Consider the following 15297-nt stretch of genomic DNA (forward strand, 5'->3'; position numbering starts at 1 on the left):
TTGCGGTGGTTTTTTGCGGTAGAACCGCGGGTTAGGTTATCGATCCACACAACCTGTGCGCTGGCGCGCGAGAGGAGTTGCGTGGGCCTGTGGCAAGGCCTTTCAGCATTGCCTGTGGAGCCCGTTCTAAAAAAGGCGCCACACGTTTCAACCCTGCGCAGACCCTGCGAAAGGTTGACGCTCTTGCCACCAGGCCAGCACCTTTTCAACGGCTTGTTCAATCGTCAAATCGGAGTTGTCCAGGACCAGAGCGTCCTGCGCGGGCTTGAGAGGTGCAACGCTGCGGGTGCTGTCCCGGGCGTCGCGCGCTTCCAGATCTGCGCGGAGGTCTGCGATACTAGCCGAAAAACCCTTTGAAATCAACTGTTTATAACGGCGCTCGGCGCGGCAGGCAGCGCTGGCCGTCAAATAGACCTTCAAAGGGGCCTCGGGGAAGATCACCGTGCCCATGTCCCGGCCGTCGGCCACCAGCCCCGGCAGACGCTGGAAGCTGTGTTGCAGATCCACGAGCGACCCCCGCACGGCGGGCAGGGCAGAGACGCGGGATGCGTTCATGCCGGCCTCTTCGGTGCGGATGGCTTCCGTTACATCGTCGCTGCCCAGCCACACCCGGCCCCCTTCGAAACGCACGGGCAGCGTCTGCGCCAAGGCGGCAATGCGGGCCTCGTGCTCGGGGCTGATGGCCAGGCCAGCGCGCAGGGCGGCGAGGGCCGTGATGCGGTACATCGCCCCAGAGTCCAGGAACCGGTAGCCCAGGCGCTGCGCGACCGCAGCCGCCACGGTGCCCTTGCCCGAGGCGGTGGGGCCGTCGATGCAGATCACCGGGATGTGGCCAGTGGCAGTGCTTGCCACCGAGAACAGGGCTTCAAAGTAATCCGGGAAGGTCTTCGCCACGCATTTGGGGTCTTCAATGCGCACGGGCAGGCCCGCTGGGTTGAACGCCGCCAGCGAGAAGCACATCGCCACGCGGTGGTCGTCGTAGGTGTGGATGCTGGCCGCTTTCCAGTCTTGGACTTGGGCAGGTGGCGTGACGCGGATGAAGTCCGCCCCTTCTTCCACCGTGGCTCCGAGCTTGCGCAGTTCGTTGGCCATGGCGGCGATGCGGTCGGTTTCCTTCACGCGCCAGCTGGCGATGTTGCGCAGCGTGGTGGTGCCCTCGGCATACAGCGCCATCACAGCCAGCGTCATGGCGGCATCGGGGATGTGGTTGCAGTCCAGGTCAATGGCCTTGAGCGGCCAGCCCTGGCCCGGTTCCCCCCGCTGGATGTGCAGCCAGTTGGGGCCACCGGTGACCACGGCCCCCATGGCGCGGGCGGCATCGACAAAGCGGATGTCACCCTGGATCGAATCGAGGCCCACGCCTTGAATTTTGATGCCAATTTGGCCGCTAGCGCTTGATGTGATTGCGCCAAGTGCTATGAAATAGCTAGCGGATGATGCGTCGGCCTCGACGTGGATGGTGCCGGGCGACTGGTAGCGGCTGCCCGCCGCAATCGTGAACCGCTGCCAGTTCTGGTGCTCGACCACGATGCCGAAGCGCGCCAGAAGCTGGAGGGTGATGGCGATGTAGGGCTTGGAGATCAATTCCCCCACCACATCGATCACGATGTTCTGGGTGCCAGCCGCCAGTGGCAATGCCATGAGCAGGGCGGTCAGGAACTGGCTGGACACATCGCCGCGCACGCGGATTGGCTCTGCCAGTGCCAGCGCAGGGACGCCATTGGCGTGGGCGATGCGCAGCGGCGGGTAGCCGTCGTTCCCCAGGTAGTCGATCTGGCAGCCCAGCTGGCGCAGTGCATCCACCAGGTCGCCAATGGGGCGCTCGTGCATGCGCGGGATGCCCGACAGCTCGAATTCACCGCCCAGCAAGGCCAGTGCGGCCGTCAGCGGGCGCATGGCAGTGCCAGCATTGCCCATGAAGAGCTTGGCCGGCGACTGCGGTGCGCGGCCGCCCAGGCCCGTGATGTGCACGGTGCTGCCCGCCTCGTCCACGGTGCAGCCAATCTGGCGCAGCCCATCGAGCATGACGCGGGTGTCGTCGGACGCCAGCAGGTCGTGCACGGTGGTGGTGCCATTGCTCAGCGCCGCCAGCAGCAGCACCCGGTTGGAGATGCTCTTGGAGCCCGGCAGGTGGACTTCACCTGCAGCGGCTTGCAAGGGGGGCAGGTCAATAAATGCGGTGCTGTACATCGGTATCTTTCGTCCATTGGTCCAAGCGCCCGTCATTACTGGCGCAGGCCCATCCCAGTGCACCCGTGGAACTGGCTTTGCCAGGCCACTGGGTGCGTCCCCCTTGGGGGAAGGCGCCGCAGGCGACTCAGGGGGTTACTTTCTCTTCGCACCCATGCGCCAATGCGCCCGGGTCTCGCTGGCCAGCGTCAGCATGTCTTCCAGCGCCTGGGCATCGCCCTTTTGCATGGCCTGCTCGATGGTGTGCAGTGCCTGCTGGAACAGTTTGGACTGGGCGATCAGCTCGTCGCGGTTGGACAGCAGGATGTCGCGCCACACCTTGGGATCACTGGCTGCAATGCGCGTGAAGTCCCGGAACCCCGGGCCCGCCAGCGACAGGAAGTCGTCCCCGGTGTCCTGGCCCGTGATGCTGTTCATCATCGCAAAGGCGAGCACATGGGGCAGGTGACTGACAGCTGCAAACGCCGCATCGTGCGACTCGGGCGACATGCTGGTCACACGGCTGCCCAGTGCTGTCCAGATGTCCTGGGCTTTTTGCAGCTGCGCGGTGAAGGTGCGTTCGGTGGGCGTCAGGATCACCTGGCGCCCGCTGTAGAGATCGGCCTCGGCGTGTTCCACGCCCGACACTTCGCGCCCGGTGATGGGATGTGCGGGCACAAACGAGCCCACCTGATCGCGCAGGGCGCGGCGTGCGGCCTGCACCACATCGGCCTTGGTGGAGCCCACGTCCATGATCAGCATCTGGGGGGTGACCAGGTGCTTGATGGCCTTGAGCGTGGCTTCGGTGGCGGCCACGGGCACGGCCACCAGCACAATGTCAGCGCCAGCAACGGCCAGCAAGGCGGACGGCGCCTCGACATCGATCACACCCAGCTGACGGGCGCGGTCGGTGGTGGAGGGTGATTTGCTGTAACCCACCACGCGTTTGACCAGGCCGGCCTTCTTCATGGCCAGGGCGAATGAGCCTCCCATGAGCCCGCAGCCGATCAGTCCCAGTTGTTCGAACATGGCGACGGCTCCTTATGACGAGACAGGGTAGGTGCCCAGGACCTTGTAGAACGCGCACAGGCTGCGCAGTTCTTCCAGCGCCCTGGCCACATGGGGCTGGGCAGGATGGCCGTCGAGATCGATGTAGAAGTAATACTCCCACTGGCCGGTGCGGGCGGGGCGCGATTCGAAGCGCGTCATGGACACACCGTGCGTCTTGAGTGGCACCAGCAGGTCGTGCACGGCGCCAGGGCGGTTGGGCACCGACACCACAAGGCTGGTGCAGTCCTTGCCCGAGGGCGGTGGCGTCTGCAGCGTGTGCGGCAGGCAGATGATGGCGAAGCGGGTGCGGTTGTAGGCGTCGTCCTGAATGGCGTGGGAGACGATGTGCAAGCCGAACTGAGTGGCTGCGCGTTCGCTGGAGAGGGCCGCCCAGGCGGGGTTGGTGGTGGCCAGGCGGGCGCCCTCGGCATTGCTCGATACCGGGCGGCGCTCGGCGTGCGGCAGGTGCTTGGACAGCCAGGCCTGGCATTGGGCCAGCGCCTGCGGGTGGGCCAGCACGGCCTCGATGCCGTCGAGCGAATTGGTGGTGCGCAGCAGGTTGTGGCGCACCAGCAGGCTCACTTCGCCCACCACATGGGTGGGGGTGTGCAGGAAGAGGTCGAGCGAGCGGGTGACCACGCCTTCGGTGGAGTTCTCGACGCCCACCACGCCGTACTGCGCGCTGCCAGCGGCTGTGGCGTGGAACACTTCGTCGAAGTTGGCGCAGTACATCAGGTCGGCCGCGCCGCCAAAGAACTCGATCGCTGCCTGCTCGCAGAACGTGCCCTCGGGGCCGAGCACGGCCACACGCTGGGGCGATTCGAGCGCAAGGCAGGCGGACATGATCTCGCGCCAGATGGCAGCGACGTGCGCACCCTTGAGCGGCCCAGGGTTGGCATGGGTGATCTTGTCGATGACCTGGGCTACACGGTCGGGTCGGAAAAAGGGCGTGCCTTCGCGCTTCTTGACTTCACCCACCTGTTCGGCCACGAGCGCCCGTTGGTTCAGCAGCGTGAGCAGTTGCTGGTCGATGCTGTCGATCTGCACGCGCAGGCTGGCGAGGTCGGGTGAGGCTTGCGGAGTGTTCATGGATGGGGAAATTTCGGTGCGCTGTCGCGAAAACGTGGGTGGGCCGTAGTCCGCTCAGGCGTGTTTTTGTTCAAATTCTCGCATGTAGTCCACCAGCGCCTGCACGCCCGCCAGGGGCATGGCGTTGTAGATGCTGGCGCGCATGCCGCCCACGGACTTGTGGCCCTTGAGCTGCAGCAGGCCGCGCTCCTTGGCGCCGACCAGGAAGGCTTCGTTGCGGCTTTCGTCGCGCAGGAAGAACGGGATGTTCATGCGCGAGCGGCAGTTGGCAGCCACCTTGTTCACATACAACTGCGAGCTGTCGATGGCTTTGTAGAGAAGATCCGCCTTGGCCATGTTGCGCTGCTCCATGGCTGCCACACCGCTCAAGGCCCCTTCGGTCTGGCGCTTGAGCCACTGGAAGGTGAGGCCTGCAACGTAGATGCCCCAGGTGGGGGGGGTGTTGAACATGGATTGGTTTTCTGCCACCACGCGGTAGTCAAACGCGCTGGGGCAGGCGGGCAGGGCGTGGCCCAGCAGGTCCTCGCGCACGATCACCAGCGTGAGGCCTGCAGGCCCGAGGTTCTTCTGCGCACCGCCAAAGGCCAGTCCGACACGTGACCAGTCCACCGGCCGTGATGCGACATGGGAGGAGAAGTCAATGATCAGTGGTGCATCGCTGCCCAGTGCCTTCAGGTCGGGCAACTCGTGGAACTCGGTGCCATTGATGGTTTCGTTGCTGCAGATGTGCAAATAGCTCGCACCCCGGCTCACCGTCCAGGAGGCTGGGTCGGGCACGGTGGTGAAGCCGGTGTCTTCGGAGGAGGCCACGATGTTCACTTCGGATGCGTATTTGCGCGCTTCCTTCTGCGACTTTTGGCTCCAGCTGCCAGTCACCACAAAATCAACCACGCCGGCCCGCGAGAGATTGAGCGGGACGATCGCGTTCTCGGCCAGGCCACCGCCCTGCATGAACAGGATCTTGAAGTTGGCTGGCACTGCCAGAAGCTCGCGCAGATCGGCTTCCGCCTGTTCGTAGATGGACAGGAACTCTTTGCCCCGATGGCTCATTTCCATCACGCCCATGCCGCTGCCATGCCAGTCCAGCATCTCGGCGGCGGCCTGCTCCAGGACTTCGGTAGGTATGGCGGCCGGGCCGGCCGAGAAGTTGTATGGGCGTTTCATTTTTTTGGTCAAAAAGGCTGCTGGCGCTTATCAAATAAGCGCTAGCAGCTTCAGTTTTAATAGCGCAGTGGGTGCTGCGCCGTCGGGGCAGCACCCGCTGGTCTGACTCAAGCGTCTGGTGGTTCCGGGGTTTCGGCGGCTGGCGGGTTTCCGTCGTTGGCGTTGCCTTCGATTTCGCCCTCAGCCACATTGGCATCGTTTTCAACAATACGTTGCAGCCCGCTGAGCTTGGAGCCTTCGTCCAATGCGATCAGTGTGACACCCTGCGTGGCGCGGCCCAGTTCGCGGATCTCGGAGACGCGGGTGCGCACCAGCACGCCCTTGTCGGTGATCAGCATGATCTCGTCGTCAGCATGCACCAGCGTGGCGGCCACCACCTTGCCATTGCGCTCGCTTTGCTGGATGGCGATCATGCCCTTGGTGCCCCGGCCGTGGCGGGTGTATTCGGTGATGCTGGTGCGCTTGCCATAGCCGTTTTCGGTGGCGGTGAGCACGCTCTGGGTTTCGTCCTCGGCGACCAGCATGGCGATCACGCTCTGGCCGTCTTCCAGCATCATGCCGCGTACGCCACGTGCCGCACGGCCCAGTGGGCGCACGTCGTTTTCGTCGAAACGCACGGCCTTGCCGCCATCACTGAACAGCATCACGTCGTGTTTGCCATCGGTGAGGGCGGCGCCGATCAGGTAATCGCCATCATCAAGGTTGACGGCGATGATGCCGCCCTTGCGCGGGTTGCTGAATTCATCCAGCGCCGTTTTCTTCACGGTACCCATGCTGGTGCCCATGAAAACATAGCGGTCGGCCGGGAAAGTGCGCATGTCGCCGGTCAGTGGCAACACGACGTTGATTTTTTCGCCGTCTTGCAGCGGGAACATGTTCACGATGGGGCGGCCACGCGATCCGCGCGAGCCGGCGGGCACTTCCCAGACCTTGAGCCAGTACAGGCGGCCTCGGTTGGAGAAGCACAGGATGTAGTCGTGCGTGTTGGCGATGAAGAGCTGGTCGATCCAGTCGTCTTCCTTGGTCGCCGTGGCCTGCTTGCCGCGTCCGCCGCGCTTCTGGGCGCGGTATTCGGACAGGGGCTGGCTCTTGATGTAGCCGGTGTGGCTGAGTGTGACCACCATGTCGGTGGGGGTGATCAGGTCCTCGGTGGAGAGGTCCTGCGCGCTGTACTCGACGATGCTGCGGCGAGCTCCCAGCTTGTGCTGGCCGAACTCGGTCTTGATGGAGGTGAGTTCTTCGCCAATGATGGTGGAGACGCGCTCGGGCTTGGCCAGGATGTCCAGCAGGTCTTCGATGACCGCCATGACCTCCTTGTACTCGGCGACGATCTTGTCCTGCTCCAGGCCGGTCAAGCGCTGCAGGCGCATCTGCAGGATTTCCTGGGCCTGCGTTTCCGACAGGCGGTACAGGCCGTCCTGGCCCATGCCGAATTCTTTTTCGAGGCCGTCGGGGCGATAGTCGTCAGCATTGATCACGCCACCGTCGGCACGCGTGCGGGTGAGCATTTCGCGCACCAGCTTGCTGTCCCACGGGCGGGCCATCAGCTCGGCCTTGGCCACCGGCGGGGTCGGCGCGTTGCGGATGATGGCGATGAAGTCGTCGATGTTGGCCAGCGCTACGGCCAAGCCTTCGAGCACGTGGCCACGATCGCGCGCCTTGCGCAGCTCGAACACTGTGCGGCGGGTGACCACTTCACGGCGGTGCTGCAAAAAGACGCTGATCAGGTCGCGCAGGTTGCACAGGCGGGGCTGGCCGTCGATCAACGCCACCATGTTCATGCCGAACGTGTCCTGCAGCTGCGTCTGCTTGTACAGGTTGTTGAGCACTACCTCGGGCACTTCTCCGCGCTTGAGCTCGATCACCAGGCGCATGCCCGACTTGTCAGACTCGTCCTGGATGTGGCTGATGCCTTCGATCTTCTTCTCGTGCACCAGCTCGGCCATGCGCTCCTGCAGCGTCTTTTTGTTGACCTGGTAGGGCAGCTCATCGACGATGATGGCCTGGCGCTGGCCCCGGTCGATGTCCTCAAAGTGGCACTTGGCGCGCATGATCACACGCCCGCGCCCCGTGCGGTAACCGTCTTTGACGCCGTTGATGCCATAGATGATGCCGGCCGTGGGGAAGTCGGGCGCGGGAATGATCTCCATCAGCTCATCAACTGTGGCATCGGGGTTGCGCAGCATGTGCAGGCAGCCATCGACCACTTCATTGAGGTTGTGGGGCGGGATATTGGTGGCCATGCCCACGGCAATACCGGCCGAACCGTTGACCAGCAGATTCGGGAGCTTGCTGGGCAATACCAGCGGTTCCTTTTCGCTGCCGTCGTAGTTGGGGCCGAAATCGACGGTTTCCTTATCGATATCGCCCAGCATTTCATGCGCGATTTTGGCCAGGCGGATTTCGGTATACCGCATCGCTGCGGCGTTATCGCCATCCACCGATCCGAAATTTCCTTGGCCGTCCACCAGCATATGGCGCAGCGAAAAATCCTGTGCCATCCGCACGATGGTGTCGTATACAGCGGAATCACCGTGCGGGTGGTATTTACCAATCACGTCGCCTACGATACGGGCCGACTTTTTATAAGGCCGGTTCCAATCGTTGTTGAGCTCGTGCATCGCAAAAAGCACGCGGCGGTGCACTGGCTTCAAGCCGTCGCGCGCGTCGGGCAGGGCCCGGCCCACGATCACGCTCATCGCGTAATCAAGGTAACTGCGCCGCATCTCTTCTTCGAGGCTGATCGGCAGGGTTTCTTTGGCAAACTGGGTCATTGGGGACTGCGGTGGCGGCGAAGGAGAACCATTTTAGAGGTAAGACCGTGTAGCGACCACGCAACATATCGAAGCAATTCCGGTTTTGTCCTACGGGCCCCAGGCGGGTGCCCCCGCTTTTGCCCTGTTACGTATGGCACAATCGTTTGAACGCTTTGGGTGATGGTCACTCCAAGCGTCCTGATTCGCAGCGCGGCTGCGGCTTTTTCCCCAAGAGGAGAACCATGAAGAAACTGAACAAAGTGGCGATGTTGTTTGCCTCTGCAGCGCTCGCAACCGCCGCTGGCGCACAAACCGTTGACAACTGGAGAAACGCTTCTGGCATCGTCTGGAAGAACGGCACCAACGAATACTGCTGGCGCAATGCCAACTGGACGCCTGCAACGGCTGCTCCTGGCTGCGATGGCGCTATCGCCGCTCCAGCTCCTGCTGCTGCCGCTCCTGCTGCTGCCCCAGCTCCTGCTGCTGCCGCTCCAGCTCCTGCCGCTCCAGCTCCTGCTGTGGCCACCAAGGTGACCTACGCTGCTGACGCATTCTTCGACTTCGACAAGTCGGTGCTGAAGCCAGAAGGCAAGGCCAAGCTGGATGACCTGGTCTCCAAGGTCAAGGGCATCAACCTGGAAGTGATCATTGCCGTGGGTCATACCGACTCCGTGGGCTCCGATGCTTACAACCAGAAGCTGTCGGTGCGTCGTTCCGAAGCCGTGAAGGCTTACTTGGTGTCCAAGGGCATCGAAAAGAACCGCGTCTACACCGAAGGCAAGGGCGAAAAGCAACCCGTGGCTGACAACAAGACTGCCGAAGGCCGTGCGAAGAACCGTCGCGTGGAAATCGAAGTGGTCGGTACCCGCGCTTCCAAGTAATCCTCGGATTGCTTCCAAAAAAAGCCCCGTTATCGGGGCTTTTTTGCGTCTGGGGTTTTTTGTCCATTGCCTTTCGTCGTGGAGAATCAGTGCATGAGTGAAATCGTCAATGCAGATCCGGCCGAACTGGCCAAGTTTTCGGAATTGGCCCATCGCTGGTGGGATCCCGAAAGTGAATTTCGCCCCTTGCACCAGATTAATCCTTTGCGGCTCGACTGGATCAATACGCAGTGCAGCCTGTCGGGCAAGCGTGTACTGGATGTTGGCTGTGGCGGCGGTATTTTGGCCGATTCCATGGCCCGCAAAGGCGCGGACGTGTTGGGTATTGACCTGGCTTCCAAGGCGCTGCGAGTGGCCCAGTTGCACGCGCTGGAGGCCCAGACCACCAATATCCAGTACCGGGAAGTCAGTGTGGAGGCGCTCGCCAAAGAGCAACCCGCCAGCTTTGACGTGGTGACCTGCATGGAAATGCTTGAGCATGTGCCTGATCCTGCATCGGTTGTGCGAGCCTGCTCTAAGCTCGTGAAGCCGGGCGGATGGGTGTTCTTTTCGACCATACACCGAAGTGCCAAGGCTTTCATGCTGGCCATTGTGGGCGCTGAATATGTATTGAACATGCTGCCCCGTGGAACGCATGAATACGCCAAGATGATTCGACCCAGCGAACTGGCCGCCAGCTGCCGCAGTGCGGGCCTTGACGTGCAGACCACCCGAGGCCTGGAGTACAACCCCCTTACGCAACGTTACTGGTTGAGCAGCGACACCAGTGTGAACTACCTGTTTGCCACGCGGCGCGCAGCCTGAGGCCCAGCCAATGTTTCAGAATATCCGCGCGGTGCTGTTTGACCTGGATGGAACACTGATTGACAGTGCCCCTGATTTAGGTGCTGCTGCCGACAAGATGCGCACGGACCGTGGTTTGCCCTCCCTGCCGCTGGAGCGCTATCGTCCGATGGCCGGTGCTGGCGCCCGTGGCATGTTGGGCGAGGCATTTGGCATGGCGCCCGACCATCCCGACTTTCTGACCATGCGCGAGGAGTTCTTCGTGAACTATGAGTCGTGCATGACAAAACGCACCAGCATTTTTGAGGGGGTGCCGGAGCTGGTATCCCAGATCCTCCGCCGCAATCTGGCATGGGGCGTGGTGACCAACAAGGCGACCCGCTTTACGGACCCTCTGACCCGCGCCATTCCACTGTTTGCGACCGCAGGAGCGGTGATCAGCGGAGATACCACTCCCCATGCAAAACCCCATCCAGCCCCTTTGCTCGAAGCGGCGTCGCGCTTGAAACTGGAGCCGGGGCAGTGCATCTATGTGGGGGACGATGAGCGCGACATTCTTGCAGGCCTCGCTGCGGGCATGGGAACTGTCGCAGCAACCTACGGATACCTGGGGGCCAAGACCAATCCGGCGGAGTGGGGCGCGCATGCTGCAATTAAATCTCCGGTCGAGCTCTTGCAATTGCTTGTACGCACCTAAAATAGAGGGTCTGGGGCTGTCCTGGTTTCGACGTGGGTTCGGAATCGGTGTGGTGCATGTCGAGCTTGAGTCACGCTCGTAAATCTCGATTTAAAAAACTAACTGCAAACGACGAACGTTTCGCACTCGCTGCTTAATTGCCAGTGAGCCTTGCAACAGTTGGCCGATGGGCTGGGCAAGGGGGTTCTGAGCAATCAGTGCCTCCCGGCTGCAAGGATAATTACATGGGCTGGCTCTGATCCGGGTACCTTGGGTTGGAGCGAGAAAATAGGGTGCTGGCGGCCTGTGTAGCGTGCGACTGCGCGACACAGGCGGCGAGACTCAAATCAGATCGCTAAACATGTAGATCTGCCCGATGAAGGCTTGCGGACGCGGGTTCAATTCCCGCCAGCTCCACCATTACGACGTCCAAGGGCGTTCACCAACATCCGGTGAACGCCCTTTTTCTTTGGTAAATCAATGGGTTACGGTGTGGGGATGTCCGGAGCGGTCTCCTGGCAGCCAGGCTGAGGCGGGGGAACAGACGGGGGAACAAAATCCGAAAAAGGTAGACTGGCGGCGTTTGTTCCCCCGTTTCAGAGGGGAAATCCTAGCTAAACCTCTGGAGGTGTTCCCCCATGTTGACCGACGCACAGTGCCGTAACGCCGTCTGTTCCCCCACATCGAAGCGGGAGCGTTTGTCGGACTCGGGAGGTCTGTATCTGGAGGTTGCTCCCGGAGGATCGAGGCGCTGGTTCTGGAAGTATCGGCATGAGGGCAAGGAAGGGCGTATGGCTCTGGGCAGCTATCCCTCGGTCAGCCTGACGGCAGCTCGCAAGGCTCGTGATACCGCCAGGCTGCAGAAATCGACAGGAATAAATCCTGTGCATGCCAGAAAGGTGGAAAGGCTGAAGGCTTCTGCCAGTGCCGGGGATACCTTCAAAGCTGTCGCTCTGGAGTGGTACGACAAACAGAAGCCTCTATGGAGTGATTCTCATGCTGAGCGCTCGCTGCGCCAGTTCGAACGTGATCTCTTTCCGTGGCTAGGGGGGCGTCGTCTGGCTGAGATTGAGCCGGTGGAACTGCTGGCAACCCTGCGCAAGGTGGAAGAGCGCGGGGCTGTAGAGACTGCTGATCGTGGATTGATGCTGGCTCGCCAGGTCTGGCGTTATGGCGTCGCGACAGGCAGGGTGGGGCGGGACATCACGGGAGACCTCAAAGGCGCGTTGTCTCCGTATCGCGGCAAGCACTTTGCCGCTATCACCGAACCGGTCAAGCTGAGTGAGCTACTGCGCGCTATCCAGGCATACAAGGGCGGGCCTATCGTGCGGGCGGCACTACAGTTGGCGCCTTTGTTGTTTCAGCGTCCCGGCGAATTGCGTGGTGCAACTTGGGCTGAAGTGGACTTGGATGCCGCGCTCTGGACGATTCCGGCTGCGCGGATGAAGCGGGGCAAGGACGGGAAGGAAAACGGGGATCCACATCTGGTCCCTCTTTCAACCCAGGCTGTGAAAGTGTTGCGGGAGCTGTATCCGTTGACGGGCCACAGCGCCTTGGTGTTTCCCGGTGAGCGCAACCACAGTCGGCCTATTTCAGAGAACTCAGTGCGAACCGCGCTCATCACCATGGGCTATACGCCGGAGATCCAAACATGGCATGGCTTTCGCGCCACGGCGCGAACAATGCTGGCGGAGCGATTGGATGTCGACCCGCTGGTGATTGAGGCGCAGCTGGCTCACGCCGTGAAGGACGCCAATGGGCGCGCTTACAACAGGACCCAGTATCTGGCTCATCGAACGAAGATGATGCAGCGGTGGGCAGACTATCTGGACAGGCTGAGGGAAGGCAAAGCAGCAGGCAAGACGACTTCCAAAACTCTTGACAATGCAAATACCTGATCTACCGTTTCGCTGGGCTTGGTCACTGCGGTGGTTTGCCATGAATCGATGGCAGTTTCTCGCCAACTGATGTTGGGACCCCGTCGGCAAAGAGTGTGAGCTTGGTGGTGTGAACGGCCGTTCTGCAGCGATTACCGCCGGTGGTGTGCGCTCCGTCAATTCACGGTGACGGCCGCAGTGCAGTCGTTGAAAGCCCTCGACACATATCGAGCGCGATGACCGGTCGCCGACAATGGCATACAGAGTCGACGGTGACAGTGGTCATGACGGGCTCAGAGCGTTGTTGTTGAGACATCTTGAGCGTGAGCCCATGTCTCTGCACGCTGGCAACAAGGGGAGGTCAACGCGGCATGCATGCCGGTCAGGTATTGGAAATCGGCGGCGCAATCAACTTGCATCAGCGCGGTCAATCCCGTACGCTGCCCCGACGTCCACACGCAACGCCCGAGCCCATGCGGGCCGCCGGGCCGGCCTTCCGGACGTGCAAAGGAGTCCAGCCATGCCAAGCCGATCGAACGGCCTCGCGGCCGAAATGAAAGCCGTGCGAACGTTGGCGCTCGTGGGCGCCGCGGCCGCCGGCAAGACCTCGCTGGCCGAAGCCTTGTTGTACAAGGCGGGCGCCATCGGCGCGTGTGGCAGCATCGAGCGCGGCAGCACCGTCAGCGACCACGACCCGCTCGAGCGCCGCATGCAGCACTCGCTCAACGCATCGGTGATGCACCTCACGCATGGTGGCACGCGCATCCACTTCATCGACACGCCCGGCGGCCCCGACTTCCTCGGACAGAGCCTGTCGGCGCTGGAGGCGGTCGAAACGGTGGCGGTGGTCATCAATGCCGCCACCGGCATCGAGCCGATGGCGGTGCGCATGATGGAATACGCAGCCTCGCGCCGCCTCGCCCGCATGATCATCGTCAACAAGATCGACGCGCAGGGCGTCTCGCTGGCGGGCCTGCTGGCCGACATCCAGGCGACCTTCGGCCGCGAATGCCTGCCGCTGAACCTGCCCGACGGGGTCGGCAGGCAGGTGATCGACTGCTTCTTCAACCGTTTCGGGCAGTCTGACTTCGGCCCCGTCGAAGCGGCGCACCGCGCGCTGGTGGAACAGGTGGTCGAGGTCGACGCGGCCTTCGTCGACCGCTACCTCGAGGAGGGCGACGTGGATCCGGCCGAGCTGCACGCGCCGCTCGAGCAGGCGCTGCGCGAAGGCCACCTGATCCCGGTGTGTTTCGCCTCGTCGCGCAGCGGCGCCGGCGTGGCCGAGTTGCTGGACGTGATCGTCAAGCTCCTGCCCGATCCGACCGAAGCCAACCCGCCGAGCTTCATCGTTGGCGAGGGCGCAGAGGCCATGCCCATGAAGGCCAAGCCTGACCCGACGCTGCACGTGCTGGCGCATGTGTTCAAGGTCACGATCGACCCCTTTGTCGGCAAGATGGGCATCTTCCGCGTGCACCAGGGCACGGTCACGCGCGACAGCCAGCTCTACATTGGCGACGGCCGCAAGCCCTTCAAGGTGGGGCACCTGTTCATGCTCCAGGGCAAGGACCATGTCGAGGTGTCGCACGCGGCGCCGGGCGACATCGTGGCGGTGGCCAAGGTCGAGGAGATCCATTTCGATGCCGTGTTGCACGATGCGGCGCAAGACAGCCATGTGCATCTTGCACCGCTACCGTTCCCGGTGCCGGTGTACGGCCTGGCCGTGGAGCCCAAGCGGCATGGCGACGAGCAGCGCGCCTGGGAAATCCTCGGCAAGCTCGCGGCCGAGGACCCGTGCCTGCGCATCGAGCATGTGGCCGCGACCAACGAGACGGTGCTCTACGGGCTGGGCGAGCTGCACCTGCGCATCGTGCTCGAACGCCTGCGCGAGATTTACCGCTTCGAGGTCCAGACGCGGCCACCGCGCATCGCCTACCGCGAGACCGTGACCGCGCCGGCCGAGGGCCACTACCGCCATAAGAAGCAGAGCGGCGGTGCCGGCCAGTTCGCCGAAGTCTTCCTGCGCATCGAGCCGCTCGCGCGCGGCGCGGGCTTCGAGTTCGCCGACGAAGTCAGGGGCGGCGCGATCCCGGGCCAGTTCATCCCCGCGGTCGAGAAAGGCGTGCGCGAGGTTTTGGCGTACGGCGCGATCGCCGGCTACCCAGTGGTCGATGTGCGCGTCGTGGTGTACGACGGCAAGCACCACAGCGTGGACAGCAAGGACATCGCCTTCGCGACCGCCGGTCGCAAGGCCTTCATGGCGGCGATTCGCGAGGCCCGGCCGGCTGTGCTCGAGCCGATTGTCCAGATCGAGATCGCCGTGCCCGAGCATTCCGTGGGCGACGTCACGAGCGACCTGTCGTTGCGGCGCGGCCTGGTCACCGGCACATCGGGCCTGGGGGCCGGCACCGTGGCCATCGGCGGTCAGGTGCCAGAGGCCGAGCTGGCCGACTACCAGTCGCGGCTCAATGCGATGACCAGCGGCCAGGGCCGCTACACCATCGCGTTGTCGCACTACGAGGCCGTGCCGTCGACCGTCCAACAGACGCTGATGGGGCAGTACCGGGTGCGCGAAGACGACTAGGAAAAGCGCAGCGCCAATGCTCAGCTTGCACGCGCGCTGCCGAGCAATCGACTTGGGCGCACCGTGAGATCAAAATGCTCCCTCGCCCGGCGATTGCAATCACCCTGATTCTTGTGGCAAATGTCCGATATGCAGCGATTGCGGCCGTCGATGGCCGCACCGTGACCTCACGGTCTGCGTCCAGCAGCGGTCATCGGAGAGCCGGCGATCCTCGCAGGCCCTTCGGCCGGGTTTAGATGTACAGCCGGCGTCGGGAGCATGCCGCCGTGAG

Annotated in this window: 10 protein-coding genes and 1 other RNA gene; 6 read left to right on the forward strand and 5 right to left on the reverse strand. The window is 62.8% G+C overall.

Annotated features, from left to right (window positions below; translation table 11 throughout):
* Positions 1–147: 147 nt before the first annotated feature.
* The 5 genes from C8C93_RS05015 to gyrA all read right to left on the reverse strand — a co-directional run bounded on the left by C8C93_RS05015 (position 148) and on the right by gyrA (position 8246).
* The gene (locus C8C93_RS05015; protein WP_121506107.1) at positions 148–2190 is read right to left on the reverse strand and encodes a bifunctional 3-phosphoshikimate 1-carboxyvinyltransferase/cytidylate kinase; all 2043 of its coding nucleotides are present in this window, start codon (positions 2188–2190) and stop codon (positions 148–150) included.
* Positions 2191–2325: 135 nt separating this feature from the next.
* Positions 2326–3198, reverse strand: a complete 873-nt coding sequence (locus C8C93_RS05020; protein ID WP_055402512.1) for a prephenate dehydrogenase — start codon at positions 3196–3198, stop codon at positions 2326–2328.
* A 12-nt stretch (positions 3199–3210) separates the two neighbouring features.
* Positions 3211–4308, reverse strand: coding sequence for a prephenate dehydratase (pheA, locus tag C8C93_RS05025; protein WP_121506108.1), 1098 nt, complete (start codon positions 4306–4308; stop codon positions 3211–3213).
* 54 nt (positions 4309–4362) lie between these two features.
* Positions 4363–5472, reverse strand: a complete 1110-nt coding sequence (serC, locus tag C8C93_RS05030) for a 3-phosphoserine/phosphohydroxythreonine transaminase (protein WP_121506109.1) — start codon at positions 5470–5472, stop codon at positions 4363–4365.
* 107 nt (positions 5473–5579) lie between these two features.
* A complete protein-coding gene (gene gyrA, locus C8C93_RS05035; RefSeq protein WP_121506110.1) occupies positions 5580–8246 on the reverse strand; it encodes a DNA gyrase subunit A in 2667 nt (888 codons plus the stop codon).
* Positions 8247–8470: 224 nt separating this feature from the next.
* Between gyrA and ompA the strand changes: the two genes are divergently transcribed.
* The 6 genes from ompA (at position 8471) to fusA (ending at position 15026) form a co-directional block, all read left to right on the forward strand.
* Positions 8471–9109: an outer membrane protein OmpA gene (ompA, locus tag C8C93_RS05040; RefSeq protein WP_121506111.1), complete on the forward strand. Its 639-nt coding sequence runs from the start codon at positions 8471–8473 to the stop codon at positions 9107–9109.
* Positions 9110–9202: 93 nt separating this feature from the next.
* Complete coding sequence (gene ubiG, locus C8C93_RS05045; RefSeq protein WP_121506112.1) at positions 9203–9913, forward strand: bifunctional 2-polyprenyl-6-hydroxyphenol methylase/3-demethylubiquinol 3-O-methyltransferase UbiG; 711 nt, start codon at positions 9203–9205, stop codon at positions 9911–9913.
* 10 nt (positions 9914–9923) lie between these two features.
* Positions 9924–10589, forward strand: coding sequence for an HAD-IA family hydrolase (locus tag C8C93_RS05050; protein ID WP_121508657.1), 666 nt, complete (start codon positions 9924–9926; stop codon positions 10587–10589).
* Between the two features lie 12 nt (positions 10590–10601).
* Positions 10602–10988: a transfer-messenger RNA gene (gene ssrA, locus C8C93_RS05055) on the forward strand.
* Between the two features lie 218 nt (positions 10989–11206).
* Positions 11207–12466, forward strand: a complete 1260-nt coding sequence (locus C8C93_RS05060) for a site-specific integrase (protein WP_121506113.1) — start codon at positions 11207–11209, stop codon at positions 12464–12466.
* Positions 12467–12965: 499 nt separating this feature from the next.
* On the forward strand, positions 12966–15026 hold the full coding sequence (gene fusA / locus C8C93_RS05065) for an elongation factor G (RefSeq protein WP_121506114.1): 2061 nt from the start codon (positions 12966–12968) through the stop codon (positions 15024–15026).
* The last annotated feature ends 271 nt before the right edge of the window (positions 15027–15297 follow it).

This window comes from Acidovorax sp. 93 (assembly GCF_003633835.1).
Taxonomy (GTDB): domain Bacteria; phylum Pseudomonadota; class Gammaproteobacteria; order Burkholderiales; family Burkholderiaceae_C; genus Acidovorax; species Acidovorax facilis.

Bases quoted from the DNA above. Each gene is read 5' to 3' on its own strand.
- fusA (WP_121506114.1), top strand. From the start codon at position 12,966: ATGCCAAGCCGATCGAACGGCCTCGCGGCCGAAATGAAAGCCGTGCGA.
- C8C93_RS05020 (WP_055402512.1), bottom strand. From the start codon at position 3,198: ATGTTCGAACAACTGGGACTGATCGGCTGCGGGCTCATGGGAGGCTCA.
- C8C93_RS05050 (WP_121508657.1), top strand. From the start codon at position 9,924: ATGTTTCAGAATATCCGCGCGGTGCTGTTTGACCTGGATGGAACACTG.
- C8C93_RS05015 (WP_121506107.1), bottom strand. From the start codon at position 2,190: ATGTACAGCACCGCATTTATTGACCTGCCCCCCTTGCAAGCCGCTGCA.
- C8C93_RS05060 (WP_121506113.1), top strand. From the start codon at position 11,207: ATGTTGACCGACGCACAGTGCCGTAACGCCGTCTGTTCCCCCACATCG.
- ubiG (WP_121506112.1), top strand. From the start codon at position 9,203: ATGAGTGAAATCGTCAATGCAGATCCGGCCGAACTGGCCAAGTTTTCG.
- pheA (WP_121506108.1), bottom strand. From the start codon at position 4,308: ATGAACACTCCGCAAGCCTCACCCGACCTCGCCAGCCTGCGCGTGCAG.
- gyrA (WP_121506110.1), bottom strand. From the start codon at position 8,246: ATGACCCAGTTTGCCAAAGAAACCCTGCCGATCAGCCTCGAAGAAGAG.
- serC (WP_121506109.1), bottom strand. From the start codon at position 5,472: ATGAAACGCCCATACAACTTCTCGGCCGGCCCGGCCGCCATACCTACC.
- ompA (WP_121506111.1), top strand. From the start codon at position 8,471: ATGAAGAAACTGAACAAAGTGGCGATGTTGTTTGCCTCTGCAGCGCTC.